The organism is Halobacillus sp. 12SKB (assembly GCF_052941655.1).
Genome location: NZ_JBRFWR010000001.1, coordinates 3,410,114 through 3,425,038 on the forward strand (window position 1 = coordinate 3,410,114; position 14,925 = coordinate 3,425,038).

The 14,925-nt window shown below is 43.2% G+C and carries 13 protein-coding genes; 5 read left to right on the forward strand and 8 right to left on the reverse strand.

Annotation, left to right across the window (positions count from 1 at the left end; translation table 11 throughout):
• The first annotated feature begins 53 nt into the window (after positions 1-53).
• Positions 54-1,523, forward strand: a complete 1,470-nt coding sequence (locus ACQ4XT_RS17005) for an aminotransferase class I/II-fold pyridoxal phosphate-dependent enzyme (protein WP_446854689.1) — start codon at positions 54-56, stop codon at positions 1,521-1,523.
• Positions 1,524-1,679: 156 nt separating this feature from the next.
• Here ACQ4XT_RS17005 and ACQ4XT_RS17010 read toward each other — a convergent pair whose 3' ends face one another.
• Both ACQ4XT_RS17010 and ACQ4XT_RS17015 read right to left on the reverse strand, forming a co-directional pair.
• Positions 1,680-1,793, reverse strand: a complete 114-nt coding sequence (locus ACQ4XT_RS17010; protein ID WP_446854690.1) for a GapA-binding peptide SR1P — start codon at positions 1,791-1,793, stop codon at positions 1,680-1,682.
• A gap of 192 nt (positions 1,794-1,985) precedes the next feature.
• Positions 1,986-2,831 carry a polysaccharide deacetylase family protein gene (locus ACQ4XT_RS17015; RefSeq protein ID WP_446854691.1) on the reverse strand — a complete coding sequence of 282 codons (846 nt, stop codon included), beginning with the start codon at positions 2,829-2,831 and terminating at the stop codon, positions 1,986-1,988.
• Between the two features lie 138 nt (positions 2,832-2,969).
• On the opposite strand from ACQ4XT_RS17015, the gene ACQ4XT_RS17020 reads away from it, so the two are divergent.
• The 3 genes from ACQ4XT_RS17020 (at position 2,970) to ACQ4XT_RS17030 (ending at position 6,343) form a co-directional block, all read left to right on the forward strand.
• Positions 2,970-4,046, forward strand: a complete 1,077-nt coding sequence (locus tag ACQ4XT_RS17020; RefSeq protein WP_446854692.1) for an FUSC family protein — start codon at positions 2,970-2,972, stop codon at positions 4,044-4,046.
• 37 nt (positions 4,047-4,083) lie between these two features.
• Positions 4,084-5,619: a glycine betaine uptake BCCT transporter gene (locus tag ACQ4XT_RS17025; RefSeq protein ID WP_446854693.1), complete on the forward strand. Its 1,536-nt coding sequence runs from the start codon at positions 4,084-4,086 to the stop codon at positions 5,617-5,619.
• A gap of 352 nt (positions 5,620-5,971) precedes the next feature.
• Complete coding sequence (locus tag ACQ4XT_RS17030; RefSeq protein WP_446854694.1) at positions 5,972-6,343, forward strand: hypothetical protein; 372 nt, start codon at positions 5,972-5,974, stop codon at positions 6,341-6,343.
• A 179-nt stretch (positions 6,344-6,522) separates the two neighbouring features.
• On the opposite strand, the gene lpdA is transcribed toward ACQ4XT_RS17030, so the two are convergent.
• The 5 genes from lpdA to ACQ4XT_RS17055 all read right to left on the reverse strand — a co-directional run bounded on the left by lpdA (position 6,523) and on the right by ACQ4XT_RS17055 (position 12,536).
• A complete protein-coding gene (gene lpdA / locus ACQ4XT_RS17035; RefSeq protein WP_446854695.1) occupies positions 6,523-7,932 on the reverse strand; it encodes a dihydrolipoyl dehydrogenase in 1,410 nt (469 codons plus the stop codon).
• Between the two features lie 3 nt (positions 7,933-7,935).
• Positions 7,936-9,234 (reverse strand): dihydrolipoamide acetyltransferase family protein, encoded by a 1,299-nt coding sequence (locus ACQ4XT_RS17040; RefSeq protein ID WP_446854696.1) that lies wholly within the window; start codon positions 9,232-9,234, stop codon positions 7,936-7,938.
• Positions 9,235-9,262: 28 nt separating this feature from the next.
• A complete protein-coding gene (locus ACQ4XT_RS17045) occupies positions 9,263-10,240 on the reverse strand; it encodes an alpha-ketoacid dehydrogenase subunit beta (protein ID WP_089652751.1) in 978 nt (325 codons plus the stop codon).
• Positions 10,241-10,243: 3 nt separating this feature from the next.
• Positions 10,244-11,326, reverse strand: coding sequence for a pyruvate dehydrogenase (acetyl-transferring) E1 component subunit alpha (gene pdhA, locus ACQ4XT_RS17050; protein WP_160912981.1), 1,083 nt, complete (start codon positions 11,324-11,326; stop codon positions 10,244-10,246).
• A 523-nt stretch (positions 11,327-11,849) separates the two neighbouring features.
• The gene (locus tag ACQ4XT_RS17055) at positions 11,850-12,536 is read right to left on the reverse strand and encodes a YkyA family protein (RefSeq protein ID WP_446854697.1); all 687 of its coding nucleotides are present in this window, start codon (positions 12,534-12,536) and stop codon (positions 11,850-11,852) included.
• A 225-nt stretch (positions 12,537-12,761) separates the two neighbouring features.
• On the opposite strand from ACQ4XT_RS17055, the gene def reads away from it, so the two are divergent.
• Entirely contained in the window at positions 12,762-13,316 is a 555-nt protein-coding gene (gene def, locus ACQ4XT_RS17060; protein ID WP_446854698.1) for a peptide deformylase, read from the forward strand.
• 782 nt (positions 13,317-14,098) lie between these two features.
• Here def and ACQ4XT_RS17065 read toward each other — a convergent pair.
• Positions 14,099-14,875: a Cof-type HAD-IIB family hydrolase gene (locus ACQ4XT_RS17065; protein WP_446854699.1), complete on the reverse strand. Its 777-nt coding sequence runs from the start codon at positions 14,873-14,875 to the stop codon at positions 14,099-14,101.
• Positions 14,876-14,925: the final 50 nt, after the last annotated feature.

The following is a 14,925-nucleotide window of genomic DNA, read 5'->3' on the forward strand; positions in this document are numbered from 1 at the left end:
CGGAAACTGCTATAATTCATGTGCTTTTCTAAATTAAAGAGGTGGAAACACATATGAACCAACATGAAACTCCCCTGTTTACAGGGTTAAAAAAACATAGAGATCGAAAGCCTGTCCAATTTCATATCCCAGGACACAAAGGCGGAAAAGGAATGGATGAAGAATTCCGATCTTTTATCGGTGAACAAGCGCTTTCGATAGATTTGATCAACATTGAACCACTGGATGACCTGCACCACCCACAAGGCATGATCAAACAGGCACAGGACCTTGCTGCAGAAGCCTTTGGTGCAGACTATACATTCTTCTCCGTCCAAGGTACATCTGGTGCGATCATGACGATGATCATGAGTGTCTGTCATCCAGGTGATAAAATCATCGTACCTAGGAACGTCCATAAATCTGTAACCACTGCGATTATTTTCTCAGGAGCGAAGCCCGTCTTTATCCATCCCGAACTTGACGACCGCTTCGGAATCTCTCATGGCATTACTTCAGATGCTGTGCAGAAGGCTTGTGAAGCTCACCCGGATGCGAAAGGGCTGCTCGTCATCAACCCGACCTATTTCGGCGTCTCTGCCGATTTGAAAAAGATTGTCCATATTGCCCACAGTTTCGATATTCCTGTACTTGTCGATGAGGCGCACGGCGTCCACATTCACTTTCATGAGCGCCTTCCCCTTTCCGCCATGCAGGCAGGTGCTGATATGGCAGCTACGAGTGTCCATAAGCTTGGTGGGTCGTTAACCCAGAGCTCCGTATTAAACTTGCGAGAGGGGCTCGTCTCCCACGAAAGGGTTCAGTCCATTTTGTCCATGCTTCATACGACTTCGACTTCATATCTTTTACTTGCGAGTCTTGATGCAGCCCGGAGACACCTCGCGATTAACGGCAGGGAATTGATGGAAGAAACTTTACGTCTCGCAGACCATGCAAGAAGAAGATTGAATGAGATCCCGGGCGTCTATTGCCCTGGAAGCGAAATATTGACGAGCGATGCTACCGTAGACTTCGACCCTACGAAATTGATCATCTCCGTAAAGAAACTCGGATTGTCCGGCTATGATGTAGAGGTTTGGCTACGGGAAAAGCATAACATTGAAGTAGAACTTTCCGATTTATACAACCTCTTATGTATCGTCACTCCTGGAGACCGGGAAGAAAACATCGATCAATTAGTATCCGCTCTAGAAACACTTTCAGAAGAGCGATCCACAGAAGAAGAAACAGAAAACATCCGCGTGAAAGTGCCGGACATTCCTGTATTGGCTCTTTCTCCAAGAGAAGCCTTCTACTCTTCAACAGAAACGATTCGCTTAAAGGAAGCTGTCGGGAGAATCAGCGCCGAGTTCGTCATGGTGTACCCCCCAGGCATCCCTATTTTTATACCGGGAGAAATCATTACTCAAGAAAACATTGACTATATTCATGAAAACGTTGAAGCCGGGCTGCCTGTACAAGGCCCGGAAGATGACACACTCGAAACGATCCAAGTCATTCGTGAACAACGTGCATTCAAATAAAAATGAAGCCCAGTGTGGCTTCTTTTTTTATTTACTGTTGGACGCGTTTCACCCTTCTTACGCGGAAACAAAAAAAGAGCCAAGTCTAAGACCTGGCTCTTCCGCTTTTATGCTTCCTTCACAGGAAGGATGCCCCCATTTAATAGTACATACTCTTTATTGATCTTCTGGTTTGTTGCAAGTAGGACAGGTGCTGTAAAGAGTAGAAACCTTCTCATTTTCGTAGTGCTCAATTACCTTCTGACAGTCTTGACAAACGATTGTACCCATTCACATCCACTCCCCATATTTGTAATCGTTTTCAACGTAATTTTATTCTAATATGGCACAATCGAAAAATCAAGCCCAAAAGTATAACTTTTTATAAAATGTGTCATACTAATAATTTCTTTACCTACTAGTATATGATCAAGATTCATCTTTAAGCCTAAAAAAAGATCACTCCTCGGAGTGATCTTTGCTTTATGGTGTTTGAATAAGCGCTGGATCTAACAGCTCATAGCCTTTGTCCCGCAAACCATCTGCAATAGAACCCAGTGCCTTGTTTGTCCATTCCCTGTCATGCATGAGCAGGTTTGCCCCGTTATTTAGCAGCGGTGTATTAACCATGATGTCTGCAAGTGCTTGAGCGTCCTGGTAATCACTTTCCCAATCATATCCATACGTCCAGTTCATCACCAGCATGCCTTCTTCTTCTGCCAACTGTTTGGAGTAATCAGTGTTCTGACCAAATGGTGCTCGGAAGAAAACGGGACGTTCGCCGATGATTTCTTCAATCGTATCATTCAATCCAACAATTTCCTCTCGTTGTTCTTCCTCACTGAGGTCGGGGAGACTCGCATGTGAAGCCGTATGGTTCCCAATGGCAAAGCCCATCTCATGAATCTTTTTCAATTTTTCTTTTTCTTCTGGTGTATCAATGAAGTGTCCGTTCACGAAAAAGATCGCTGGTGCATCTTTCTCTTTCAACGTTTCAGCCATTTCTACTGCATGGGTATCTGGTGCATCATCAATAGTAAGAAGAGCGACTTTTGGATTCGCATCTTCGATCGGCGTGAACGACCAGTTACCTGTCAATTCATATTGCGGTTCCACATTCTTCATTACTTCCTCTTCTTCTTCAGTCGTTTCTTCCGTTTCTTTTTCTTTATCAGTTTCTTCAGCCTTCTCTTCTTCCTCGACTACTTCTTCTTTCGGCTCGTTCTCTACAGTCTCTTCTTCTGATTTCTTAGCTTCCTCACTATTTGCTCCAGAGCAGGCAGAAAGCAGGAAAATAAGTACAAACCACAAAATTGTCCATTTTTTCATAGGTGTTCCCTCCACTGTTATGTATTTCCACTTCCTTCATTATAAAAGAAAATTCAACATTTTTTCTATCGTTTTCGGGTAAAATATTATATAATGTTTTATCGTGGTCTCATGACTTCTTACATATGGGTGATTTAAATGCTACATTCATTGAAAAAATTCAAATTTTTAGGAAGCCGAACGTTAAAAACGGGGATTTCTGTCTTTTTGACTGCATTGATTTGCGGTTTTTTTAATTTACCCATTATATTTGCTGTGATCACAGCAATTGTAACGATTGAACACACAGCTGCAGATTCGATTAAAAAAGCCGCCGTACGTTTTCCTGCCTCCGCCATTGGAGCGTTGCTCGCAACAACTTTCTATGGGCTGTTGGGAAAAGGTGCGTTGACATTCGCTCTTGTAGCTATGGTGACGATCGCCGTCTGTCACAAGTTGAAACTGGATGATGGAATTCTCGTTGCTACCATTACAGCTACCGCAATGATTCCTGACTTCCAAGATCAATACGTGGTTTCGTTTTTCACGAGATTGGGTACAACCTCCATTGGAATCATCATCTCGACTTTTGTGAATTTTTTCCTTCTGCCACCCAATTATTCGCCGATGATTTACAAAAACATCAACGATTTGTATAATCATGCTGGTCTGCTTTTAAAGCGAATAATTTCTGAGGTAACGGCAGAATCTAAAGAGAAAACTCGTGCTATCCAGAGGTCCTACCGGCAGTTGACGGCCCATCTGGAAAAGACCAATCAGCTTTCTCAATATCAAAGAGAAGAGTGGAAATATCACCGGCACTCAGAAGAGTCGATGGTCGCTTTTCAACTATCTCAGCGGAAATTGGCGGCTTTCCAACAAATTGCTTATCATCTCGGAAACTTACAGTACGTCCAAACAAAAGCTTCTGATTTTACGAAAGAGGAGAAAGAGCTTTTGCTTGCACTTACAGAAGAATTCACCAAAGTACTTAGTGACCCGACCCACTCGATTAATGAAAGGCAATTCGAGATGGTAAATCAATTGGATGATGCATTCTGGAAATGGAAAGAAGACCATGTCATAAAGCAGACAGGTTATCGACACCATTTACCACCGCAGACGATCTTAATTTACGAATTGCTTTGTTTTCATGACGTCTTGGAAGAATTGCAAAATTTGTCAGAAAAACAAAAACAATTAGTGAAAAAATGTTACTTACCAGATCAGTCATAATGTGGTGAAGAAATCTTTAATAGGAGGGAAGTCAGTAATGAAACAAGTAACAAAAGTGTTTTATATTTCAGTTGTTGTCGCATTCTTATTCATTGGCTGGGGAGTCATCCCTGAATCAACATTACCGACTTGGAACTTACAAAATGTAACATCAAACATTCAAGGTTTCCTTACAGAAAAGTTTGGATGGTTCTACTTATTATCAGCTACAGGATTTTTAATTTTTGCTATCTTTTTGGTCTTCTCGAAATATGGAAAGTTAAAACTGGGTAAGCCGGATGATGAACCGGAGTATCCTTATATCACATGGTTTGCCATGCTCTTTAGTGCGGGTATGGGTATAGGACTTGTTTTCTGGGGAGCAGCAGAACCGCTTTCCCACTTCCATACACCACCTGTGGTAGGACAGGAATCAATGAGTGAAGAAGCCGCTCAATCAGCTATGAAGTACACGTTCTTCCACTGGGGTTTACACCCTTGGGCTATTTACGCGGTACTTGCCCTTGCACTTGCTTACTTTAAATTCAGAAAAGATGCACCAGGAGTTATTAGTGCAGCTTTAACACCTGTATTAGGTGAAAAAAGAGTCAAAGGCCCACTTGGTACACTTATTGACTTCATTGCTGTATTTGCAACGATTTTCGGTGTAGCCACTTCCTTAGGTCTAGGTGCTTTGCAGATCTCAAGTGGACTTGCTTTCACTATTGATGGTTTAGAAGATACGTTTGGACTACAACTGACAATCATTGCTGCTGTTACCGTGTTGTTTATGGTCTCTGCCATGACCGGCTTAAACAAAGGAATTAAGTATTTAAGTAATACGAACGTTGTTCTTGCCATTGTCTTGATGGTATTCATGCTATTTGCTGGTCCGACGAACTTCATTATGGATTATTTTACAACCTCATTCGGTTCATACCTGCGCGACTTGCCGTACATGAGTTTCCGAATGACTCCATTTGCTGAAGATAATTCATGGGTTCAAGGATGGACGATCTTCTACTGGGCATGGTGGATCTCATGGGCTCCATTCGTAGGTACGTTCATTGCCCGTGTTTCCCGCGGTCGTACAATCCGTGAGTTCATCCTGGGCGTTCTTTTAGTCCCTACCGTCTTTGGTGCTCTATGGTTCTCCATATTCGGTGGAACAGCAATCTCCCTTGAGTTCTTCGATGGAGTGGACATCTATTCTGATGTCAGCGAATTAGGTACAGAAGTTGCTTTATTCTCTATGATGGAAAACGTTCCTCTTGGAGCCATCATGTCTGTCATCGGGCTATTGCTTATCAGTACATTCTTCGTTACCTCTGCCGATTCAGCTACATTCGTACTTGGAATGCAGACGACAAACGGAAGCTTGAATCCTAAGAACCAGGTGAAATTCACATGGGGAATCATCCAAGCAGGAGCAGCAGCCGTCCTGCTATGGCAAGGTGGTTTAGGTGCCTTGCAAACGGCAGCGATCATCGCAGCCTTCCCATTCACCTTCATTATGATTCTTATTTGCTTCTCCTTGTTCAAGACATTCCAGGAAGAAGCGAAGAAAGTCGATCTTAAGAAGAAAACAAAATAAAGATGCAAAAAAGAACCTAGAATTGATTTTCTGGGTTCTTTTTTAATTGTTGTCTTTTCTATTTAACCAGTCATCCTTTATAACTCCTGAGATGTACAGACAGCACTTTTTCCTCTTTCGCTACTCTCCCCCTCTCTTCTCTTCATTTATGGCTCACACCCTCCTTAAACGCTAATATTCGCTTCTATTTCTTCGTATTCCTGGATAAGAGTATGTAAATGATTTTACATGAGATGTCACAATACAACATGGGACTATCATTTACATGACAAAACAATAACAACCATTAAATATCCCTTTTTCCTTGTTACACTTAGTATGGATTAAAGACAAGGGAGTGGGTCGGACCATGATGAATCGCATTATCCTATCTTTCTTAGCTATATTCTTACTTGCAGGATGTCTCCAGAAAGGCGAAACCGTCCAAGTACTTACAGCTACACCCGAAAATTATGAATTATACTTATACTCAGAAGCCGATAAGGAAGAGTCCGCACAGGATTATTTAAGTGCCCTTCTCGATTGGAAATTAAAACAGGATGACGGTGCTGAATTGCAGTTCGAACAAACCGAAAAGGACAAAAACGACTTGAACATCCCTACGGAAGAATTACCCGTTCTCGTAGTTAAAGAAGAAGGTAAAACAGTCACCACGATCTCTGGAAAGAACCCACGTGAAAAAATATTAATGACATTAGAAAATCATATAGCGATGGTCAGATAAACCTTTAAGCCTCCCCCGTAAAAGCCGTGGGTGGCTTTTTTTGTAGGCAAAAGAAGACAACTCAGGTCCTATGAGAAATCCCTGGTCGACTGATAGCACATAGACCGGTTAGAATTTCTTCCTCCATGCAAAAAAGCCCGACAGACTCATGGGAGCCTGCCGGGCTTTCTATCAAAATATTACTTAACGATGTGAATCGGTTGGTCAATGGCAACTTCAGCTGCTTCCATCGTGATCTCACCTAGTGTCGGGTGAGCGTGGATCGTTAGAGCTAAATCTTCAGCAGTCATACCAGACTCAATTGCCAAGCCAAGCTCAGCAATCATGTCACTAGCATTCGCACCAGCAATTTGAGCACCGATGACAAGGCCATCTTCTTTACGTGTCACGAGCTTCAAGAAGCCGTCACTTTCGTTAAGAGATAGCGCACGTCCGTTTGCTGCAAATGGGAATTTGGAAGCTTTCACTTCGTAGCCAGCATCTTTCGCTTCTTGCTCTGTGTAACCAACAGAAGCTAGTTCTGGATCAGAGAAGACGACAGCTGGAATTCCAAGGTAGTCAATTTCAGACTTCTCACCAGAAATCGCTTCTGCAGCGATTTTACCTTCATAAGAAGCTTTGTGAGCAAGTGGTGGTCCATCAACGATATCACCAATCGCATAAATGTTATCAATGCTCGTGCGGCACTGTTTATCGATTTCGATGATACCTTTATCTGACATCTTGATTCCTAGATCTTCAAGACCGAGTTCGTCTGTGTTTGGACGGCGGCCGACAGTTACAAGTACGTAATCCGCATCGATGGATTTTTCTTCACCTTTAGCTTCATACTTAACAGTCACGCCGTTTTCTGTCTCTTCCACACCTTGAGCCATTGCTTCCGTTACAACGTCTACGCCTTTTTTCTTCAGACGCTTCTTAACGATGGAAGACATTTGCTTCTCGAAGCCGCCAAGGATGTCTTTTGTACCTTCAAGGATAGTTACTTTTGTACCGAAGTTTGCATACGCTGTACCAAGTTCAGTACCGATGTAACCGCCGCCGATTACGACCATTTTCTCTGGGATTTCATCCAGGTTTAAAGCACCTGTAGAATCTAGAACGCGATCAGAGAATTTGAATGAAGGAATCTCAATTGGACGAGAACCTGTTGCAATGATGCAATTGTTGAACGTGTATGTTTGAGAGTTTTTCTCATCCATAACACGGACTGTGTTTTTATCTACGAAGTAAACTTCGCCTTTTACGATGTCTACTTTGTTTCCTTTAAGAAGACCTTCAACACCGCCAGTCAGTTTGTTTACAACGCCGCCTTTCCACTCTTGTACTTTAGAAAAGTCGACGGTTGTGTTCTCTGACTTGATTCCCATGTCTTCAGCGCCTTGAGCGTGTTCGTAACGGTGACCCGCCTGGATCAACGCTTTGGAAGGAACACAGCCGACGTTCAAACAAACGCCACCAAGGTTACCTTTGTCGACAATGGTTACATTTTGACCGGATTGTGCAGCACGGATGGCGGCAACATAACCGCCAGGACCCGCACCGACAACTAACGTATCTAGTTCAATTGGGAAATCTCCTACTACCATACTTTACGCCTCCATCATGATTAGTTGTGGATCGTTCAGTAAACGCTTGATGTTGTTCATTGCGTGCTGAGCTGTTGCGCCATCGATAATACGGTGGTCGAAGCTTAGGGAAATCGCAAGAACTGGAGCTACTACAACTTCACCATCGCGTACGATTGGCTTATCTGCAATGCGTCCGATACCAAGGATCGCCACTTCTGGGTGGTTGATGACTGGTGTAAACCACTGGCCACCGGCAGATCCGATATTCGTAATTGTAGTGGAAGCACCTTTCATTTCTTCAGATGATAGTTTACCGTCACGAGCTTTCACAGCTAGTTCGTTGATTTCGCTTGAGATTGAGAAGACGGACTTGCGGTCTGCGTCTTTAACGACTGGAACCATTAGACCTTTCTCTGTATCAGCAGCGATACCAATATTATAATAGTGTTTCTGAATAATTTCATCCGTATTGTCGTCAATTGACGTATTAAGAACAGGATATTTTTTCAGAGTAGAAACAAGAGACTTCACAACATATGGAAGGTAAGTCAACTTGATGTCCTGTTCAGCTGCAACAGCTTTGAACTTCTTACGGTGAGCAACTAGTTCAGATACATCCACTTCGTCCATCAACGTTACGTGAGGAGCTGTGTGCTTGGAGTTCACCATAGCTTTGGAGATCGCTTTACGGATTCCGCTCATCTTCTCACGTGTTTCTGGGTAAGCTTCACCTGCAGCTGGAGCTGCTTGCTGTGTAGAAGCTGCTTCTTCCTGCTTCTCTTCAGCTGGAGCTTCTGTTGCTGCTTCTGCTTGTCCGCCGTTCATGAAGCTTTCAACGTCTTCTTTAAGAACGCGGCCGTTTTTGCCGGATCCTTGAACTTTACGGATGTCGACATCGTTATCACGAGCGAATTTACGCACAGAAGGCATCGCTACAACGCGGCGGTCTTCGTCCACGTCACCATCGTTTGCAGATGCTGCTGGTTGTTCAGCTTTTTCTTCTTTGCTTTCTTCTTTCGATGCTTCCTCTTTTTCTTCCTTCGGCTCTTCTTTAGGCTCTTCAGAAGCAGGAGCATCTTCAGATCCATCATCGATTGTGATGATAACTGTTCCAACAGTCGTTGTTTCACCTTCGTCCACGTGGATGTCTTTGACCGTTCCATCTACTTGGGAAGGGATTTCTACTACTGCTTTATCGTTTTGTACTTCACAAAGTACATCGTCTTCTTTTACTTCGTCGCCAGGCTTGACGAACCACTTCGCAATTTCACCTTCGTGGATACCTTCACCGATATCAGGCAGTTTAAATTCGAATGCCACGGTTATTACCTCCTAGTATTAGAGATGATTAAAAGTTCATAACGTCGTTGACTTTTTCAACGATCGTGTTGTGATTTGGCAACCATACTTCTTCTGCTTGTGTGAATGCATACACCGTGTCTGGTGCTGCTACACGCAATACAGGAGCTTCAAGGTGAAGGATGGCTTTCTCTTGAATTTCAGAAACAACGTTCGCTGCGATTCCTGCTTGTTTTTGAGCTTCCTGGACAACAACAGCGCGGTTTGTTTTCTTAACAGATTCAAGGATTGTTTCGTAATCGACTGGAGATACAGTACGTAGGTCGATGACTTCAGCACTGATTCCATCTTTCTCAAGCTCTTCAGCAGCTTTAAGAGAAGAGTGAACCATTGCACCATAAGCAACAAGGGTAACGTCTGTACCTTCACGCTTAACGGCAGCTTTATCAAGATCTACTGTATATTCTTCTTCCGGCACTTCTTCACGGAAAGAACGGTAAAGCTTCATGTGCTCAAGGAAGATGACAGGATCGTTATTACGGATGGAAGAGATCAAAAGACCTTTCGCATCGTATGGATTGGATGGGATAACTACACGAAGACCAGGCTGTTGAGCCATTAGACCTTCAAGGCTGTCTGCGTGAAGTTCTGGTGTGTGTACACCGCCGCCGAAAGGAGAACGAACAGTAATCGGCATTGGACGAGTACCACCAGAGCGGTAACGATAGCGAGCCATTTGACCGCTGATTGCGTCCATGACTTCGTATACGAAACCGAAGAATTGAATTTCAGGTACCGGACGGAAGCCTGTAAGAGCAAGCCCGATGGACATACCGCCGATTCCGGATTCAGCTAGTGGTGTATCAAATACACGATCTTCGCCGAATTCTTTTTGAAGACCTTCAGTCGCACGGAATACTCCGCCGTTCTGACCAACGTCTTCACCGAAAACAAGCACGTTTTCATCATTTTTAAGTTCTGTGCGCATCGCGTCTGTGATGGCTTGGATCATTGTCATTTGTGCCATGATTTACTTCGACTCCTTTTCCTTGTATTCTTCCATCTGCTCTTTCAAGTTTGAAGGAAGTTCCTCATGCATGATACCGATCAAATCAGTAACACTTTGTTTTGGAGTATTGTCAGCTTCTTTAACAGCTGCTTTAATTTCTTCTTTTGTTTTTTCGATCAATTCGTTCTCTTCCTCTTCAGACCATAGACCTTTTGCTTCGAGGAACTTACGGAAACGAACGATTGGATCTTTCTTCTCCCACTCGTTGTCTTCATCTTCCGTACGGTAACGAGTCGGATCGTCTCCGGCCATTGTGTGTGGGCCATAACGATAAGTAAGTGTCTCGATCAATGTCGGACCTTCACCGTTTACAGCACGCTCACGAGCATCTTTTGTTGCCGCATAAACCGCAAGTACGTCCATACCGTCAACCTGGATGCCTTCGATTCCGGCAGCTACTGCTTTTTGAGCGATTGTTTGAGCTGCGGACTGCTTCTCAACAGGTACAGAGATCGCGAAACGGTTGTTTTGTACAACGAAAATCGCTTGCGCACCGAATGCACCAGCAAAGTTGATGCCTTCGTAGAAGTCACCTTGGGATGCACCGCCATCACCAGTGTAAGTGATTGCTACAGCATTTTCACCGCGCTTTTTATAACCAAGACCAACACCAGCTGTCTGCGTAATTTGCGCACCGATGATGATTTGTGGGCTCACTGCGTTGACACCTTCAGGCATTTGGTTTCCTTTATGGTGTCCACGGGAGAATAGGAATGCTTGGTAAAGTGGAAGACCGTGCCAGATCAACTGTGGAACATCACGGTATCCTGGAAGAATAAAGTCTGCTTTCTCCAGTGCAAATTGGCTTCCAAGCTGAGATGCTTCCTGTCCAGCAGTTGGAGCGTAGAATCCAAGACGCCCCTGGCGGTTAAGCGCGATGGAACGCTGGTCTAGAATACGCGTATAAACCATACGGCGCATAATTTCTTTTAGATCTTCATCAGATAGGTCAGGCATAAAATCTTCGTTTACGATTTCGCCTTCTTCGTTAAGGATTTGAAACGTTTCGAACTGATTTTCAATGTTCTCAAGAGTTCGTTTCAAAGTCATTCACCCTTTCCTTTCGTATTTTAAAATGGATGCTGTGAGTAGCTTTCCCAATTATGAAAAAAAACTGTACCGATTTGCTCTTTACGTTTTACCCTGAACACTTATTTATTAATCATTCAGGGGCGTTTATAGAAACTGTTACATTCTTCAAGTAAGATTCAATGGTACAATGTCAATCCATTATGTAGTTTAGCTCAAATCGTCATCATTCGTCAATCACTTCGCTACATAATATCTATACATAGTCATAGAGGCTTCTAACAGCAGTCGGAAAATGACTTATTTTGTTATTTCAGAACACAATACTGTATCACCACAAAATTAAGCCTGTATTAATCTTACGTTTTTTTCCCTTTACAATCAAATGAATTGTTTAGTGGAGAGCCTCCACTGTTAGATTCAAATTCTTCGTTCGGGAAGTTGAACAACAAAGCACCACCTTCACCACTAAACATTTCACAGTCATCTTTTTAAAACAAAAAGCCGTTGGCGACCATAGTCACCAACGGCTTTCCTGTTACTCTTCCGAAGAAGATGATTCTGATTGTTCCTCATAAGTTACATCAAGATCCATCGCTTCATAAAGTTCTTTTTTCAATGCATTATATTCTTCTGTGTGTTTATTGAACGTTTCGTTATGTTCGATCACTTCATTATATTTCTGATTGATCTTATCGATTTGTTCCTGCAGTTTTTCTTCTTTCAAATCTTCATTCTGCATCATTTCATATAGTTCCTCATCCAGAGTCAAAGCTTCGTCATAAGCCGCATATAAACTTTGATAGGAATCGTACCTTGCATTCATTGTTTCAACTAATTGCTCTGCTTTTTCTTTTGCCTCTGAATTTTCTTCATCTATATCTTCGATTAAAGGTTCAATCTTATCGAATTCCTCTTTTGCCGTATCAATGCTTTCTTTTTCAAGTTCGAGCTTTTCTCTGCGTTTTTCAACAATAGATGCCGCCTGCTTGGATTTTTCTTGGATTTCATCAAACTGATCCATGTTCAAATTGATGATTTCTTCATATAATTGTTGTTCTTCTGTCTCAAGATCCACCATCGGCTGCTGCTGTTCGCGAAAAGCATCTTCTAACGTCACTGCTTTTTCAAGATGTTCATAAATTTGTTCTTCTGCTGACTGACCTGTACAGGCAGATAAGAAAGCTGCAACTGCCAGGAGCACCACTAGCTTATGTAATCGCACACCTTTTCCCCCTCGAATTCCATGAAACATTATTGTAATCTAAACGTATCTACAATAGTATAATAAATGATATCAAATTGAAAGCACCTTTTTCACATATGTTACCATTGACATGGACAGGAAAAAGGTCTAAAAGCGAGTACTCATTATTCCATTCATTATAAATACTGAATCCAATGAGTTAGAGCTGTTTGAAAATGTCTAGTTTGAAAGGATGTTGCTTAAATGATCACAATGGACGATATCGTTCGTGAAGGTCACCCCGCTTTGCGTAAAGTGACAGAGGAAGTGACCCTCCCCCCTTCTGAGGAGGATAAAAAAACATTGGAAGAAATGATCCAATACTTGAAAAATAGTCAGGATGAACAAGTGTGTAACCGATACGGCCTCCGTCCTGGGGTCGGCCTGGCTGCACCGCAAATTAATGTGAATAAACGGATGCTCGCGGTCCATTTCACTGATATGAAAGATAAGTTATACAGCTATGGCTTATTCAATCCTCGTATTGTTAGTCATTCAGTGGAAAAGACCTACCTTTCTACAGGAGAAGGATGTCTTTCCGTCGATCGTGAAGTGCCTGGATATGTTCCACGCTATCGCCGTATTACAGTGAAAGCTACGGACCTTGAAGGTAATGATGTGAAGCTGCGCTTGAGAGATTATGCAGCCATCGTGTTCCAACATGAAATTGATCACCTCCACGGGGTCATGTTCTACGACCACATCAATCAGGAGAACCCTTTCAAAGAGCCGGAAAACGCTACACCTGCCGATCGATAAAAAACAAAAGCTCCACCGTCCTAGGACGGTGGAGCTTTTTTATACTCTTAACTTCTTGCGTGTAAGCTCCCTATTCTGGAAGACTCAGTTTCGAGACGATTATGTGGTTCTAGGGGCTCCGGGAAAAGGTTCGTCTTGCTCCATCGTCCAGACACTCGAGTCATAAGCAGAACAGCAAAGGAATGAAAAACACATTCCGTTGCTGTTCTGCTTATGCCAGTCGTGTCTACCAGGACGATTCCGCATTTGAACACTCTCCATGGGGCGGGCGGTGAGCCTCCTCAGGCTACGCCTTCCGGGGTCTCACCTGTCCCACACGTCCCATAGGAGTCTCACCGTTTCCCTCCGCCCCTTTACTTTATAAGTGTCTCGAAACCACTTCTAAAAGGGACAGCTAGTATGGTTGAAGGAAGTGGATGATTAGAACATATGTATTCATAAGAAAGGTTCCAATTCTTCTCCCCCGGGCGGGCACATAGTGTGTTGTATCAAGCATTCGCGTATCCTAAACGTCAATGGGATAGAGTTTATATCATTCACTACTCATAACCATACAAGTGATTTTTTAAGTAGTGGTTTCGAGAACCTTACTTGGTTAAGGGGCGGAGGGGAATGGCGAGACTCCTGCGGGAAAAAAGTGCAGGGTGAGACCCCACAGGACGCAGTCCGAGGAGGCTCACCGCGCTCCCGCGGAAAGCGAGCTATACCCCGTAGCCCCCATCCACTCAATAAAAGTCTCGAAGCTTAGTCTTCCACAAACCTGCCAGTTAGTTGAAGAACGGTTATTTCAACAAACCTATTTCATAAATCGCATGAGAGAGACCGTCTTCACCTACATCTTTTGTTACAAAATCACTGACGGCTTTCGTTTCAGATACCGCATTTCCCATCGCGATTCCTGTTCCTACCTCACGGATCATTTCGATATCGTTCAATCCGTCGCCAAAAGCGTACGTATCCTCCATCTTTAGACCAGCTGCTTCAATCATCTTCTTGATTCCTTCCGCTTTCGATCCACCTTTTGGAAGAACATCACAGGAAACGGGGTGCCAACGGATGTAATCGAAGGATTCGTATGCGTCTCTATACTCTTCGATTTCATCCCCTTCACAAAACAGGAGGGACTGATAAATATTTCTTCCTTTAAAAAAGGAGGCGTCCGCACTAGGGTGATCAATATACAGCGTTCCTAGACTCTCTTCTATATGATCGTGATCCGGTACAGAGGCTTTCATCTCTTCATGGTTCATGAATACCATTGGATGGTCGTTCTGCTCTGCGTGTTTATGAAGTTTTTCTAACTCAGGTTCAGATAATGGATTCGTGTAAATTTCTTTTCCTTCAAAAACGACATATTGGCCGTTGAAACTTACAAAGGAATCGATTCCAAGTTCCTCTCTCAACTTCTTGTACATAAAAGGAGCACGACCGGTTGCAATGGCGCAGTACACTCCTTCATCTTTAAGTGCCTGGATCGCTGCCTTCGTTTTCTCCGGAAGTTTTTTATCGTGATCCAATAGTGTTCCATCAATATCAAAAAAAGCAATTTTTTTCGTCATATCCTCGTTCCTCCTCGTCGGCCTGCGTACAATTTCTCTTATGTATCATA

Bases quoted from the DNA above. Each gene is read 5' to 3' on its own strand.
- ACQ4XT_RS17005 (WP_446854689.1), top strand. From the start codon at position 54: ATGAACCAACATGAAACTCCCCTGTTTACAGGGTTAAAAAAACATAGA.
- ACQ4XT_RS17010 (WP_446854690.1), bottom strand. From the start codon at position 1,793: ATGGGTACAATCGTTTGTCAAGACTGTCAGAAGGTAATTGAGCACTAC.
- ACQ4XT_RS17015 (WP_446854691.1), bottom strand. From the start codon at position 2,831: ATGAAAAAATGGACAATTTTGTGGTTTGTACTTATTTTCCTGCTTTCT.
- ACQ4XT_RS17020 (WP_446854692.1), top strand. From the start codon at position 2,970: ATGCTACATTCATTGAAAAAATTCAAATTTTTAGGAAGCCGAACGTTA.
- ACQ4XT_RS17025 (WP_446854693.1), top strand. From the start codon at position 4,084: ATGAAACAAGTAACAAAAGTGTTTTATATTTCAGTTGTTGTCGCATTC.
- ACQ4XT_RS17030 (WP_446854694.1), top strand. From the start codon at position 5,972: ATGAATCGCATTATCCTATCTTTCTTAGCTATATTCTTACTTGCAGGA.
- lpdA (WP_446854695.1), bottom strand. From the start codon at position 7,932: ATGGTAGTAGGAGATTTCCCAATTGAACTAGATACGTTAGTTGTCGGT.
- ACQ4XT_RS17045 (WP_089652751.1), bottom strand. From the start codon at position 10,240: ATGGCACAAATGACAATGATCCAAGCCATCACAGACGCGATGCGCACA.
- def (WP_446854698.1), top strand. From the start codon at position 12,762: ATGATCACAATGGACGATATCGTTCGTGAAGGTCACCCCGCTTTGCGT.
- ACQ4XT_RS17065 (WP_446854699.1), bottom strand. From the start codon at position 14,875: ATGACGAAAAAAATTGCTTTTTTTGATATTGATGGAACACTATTGGAT.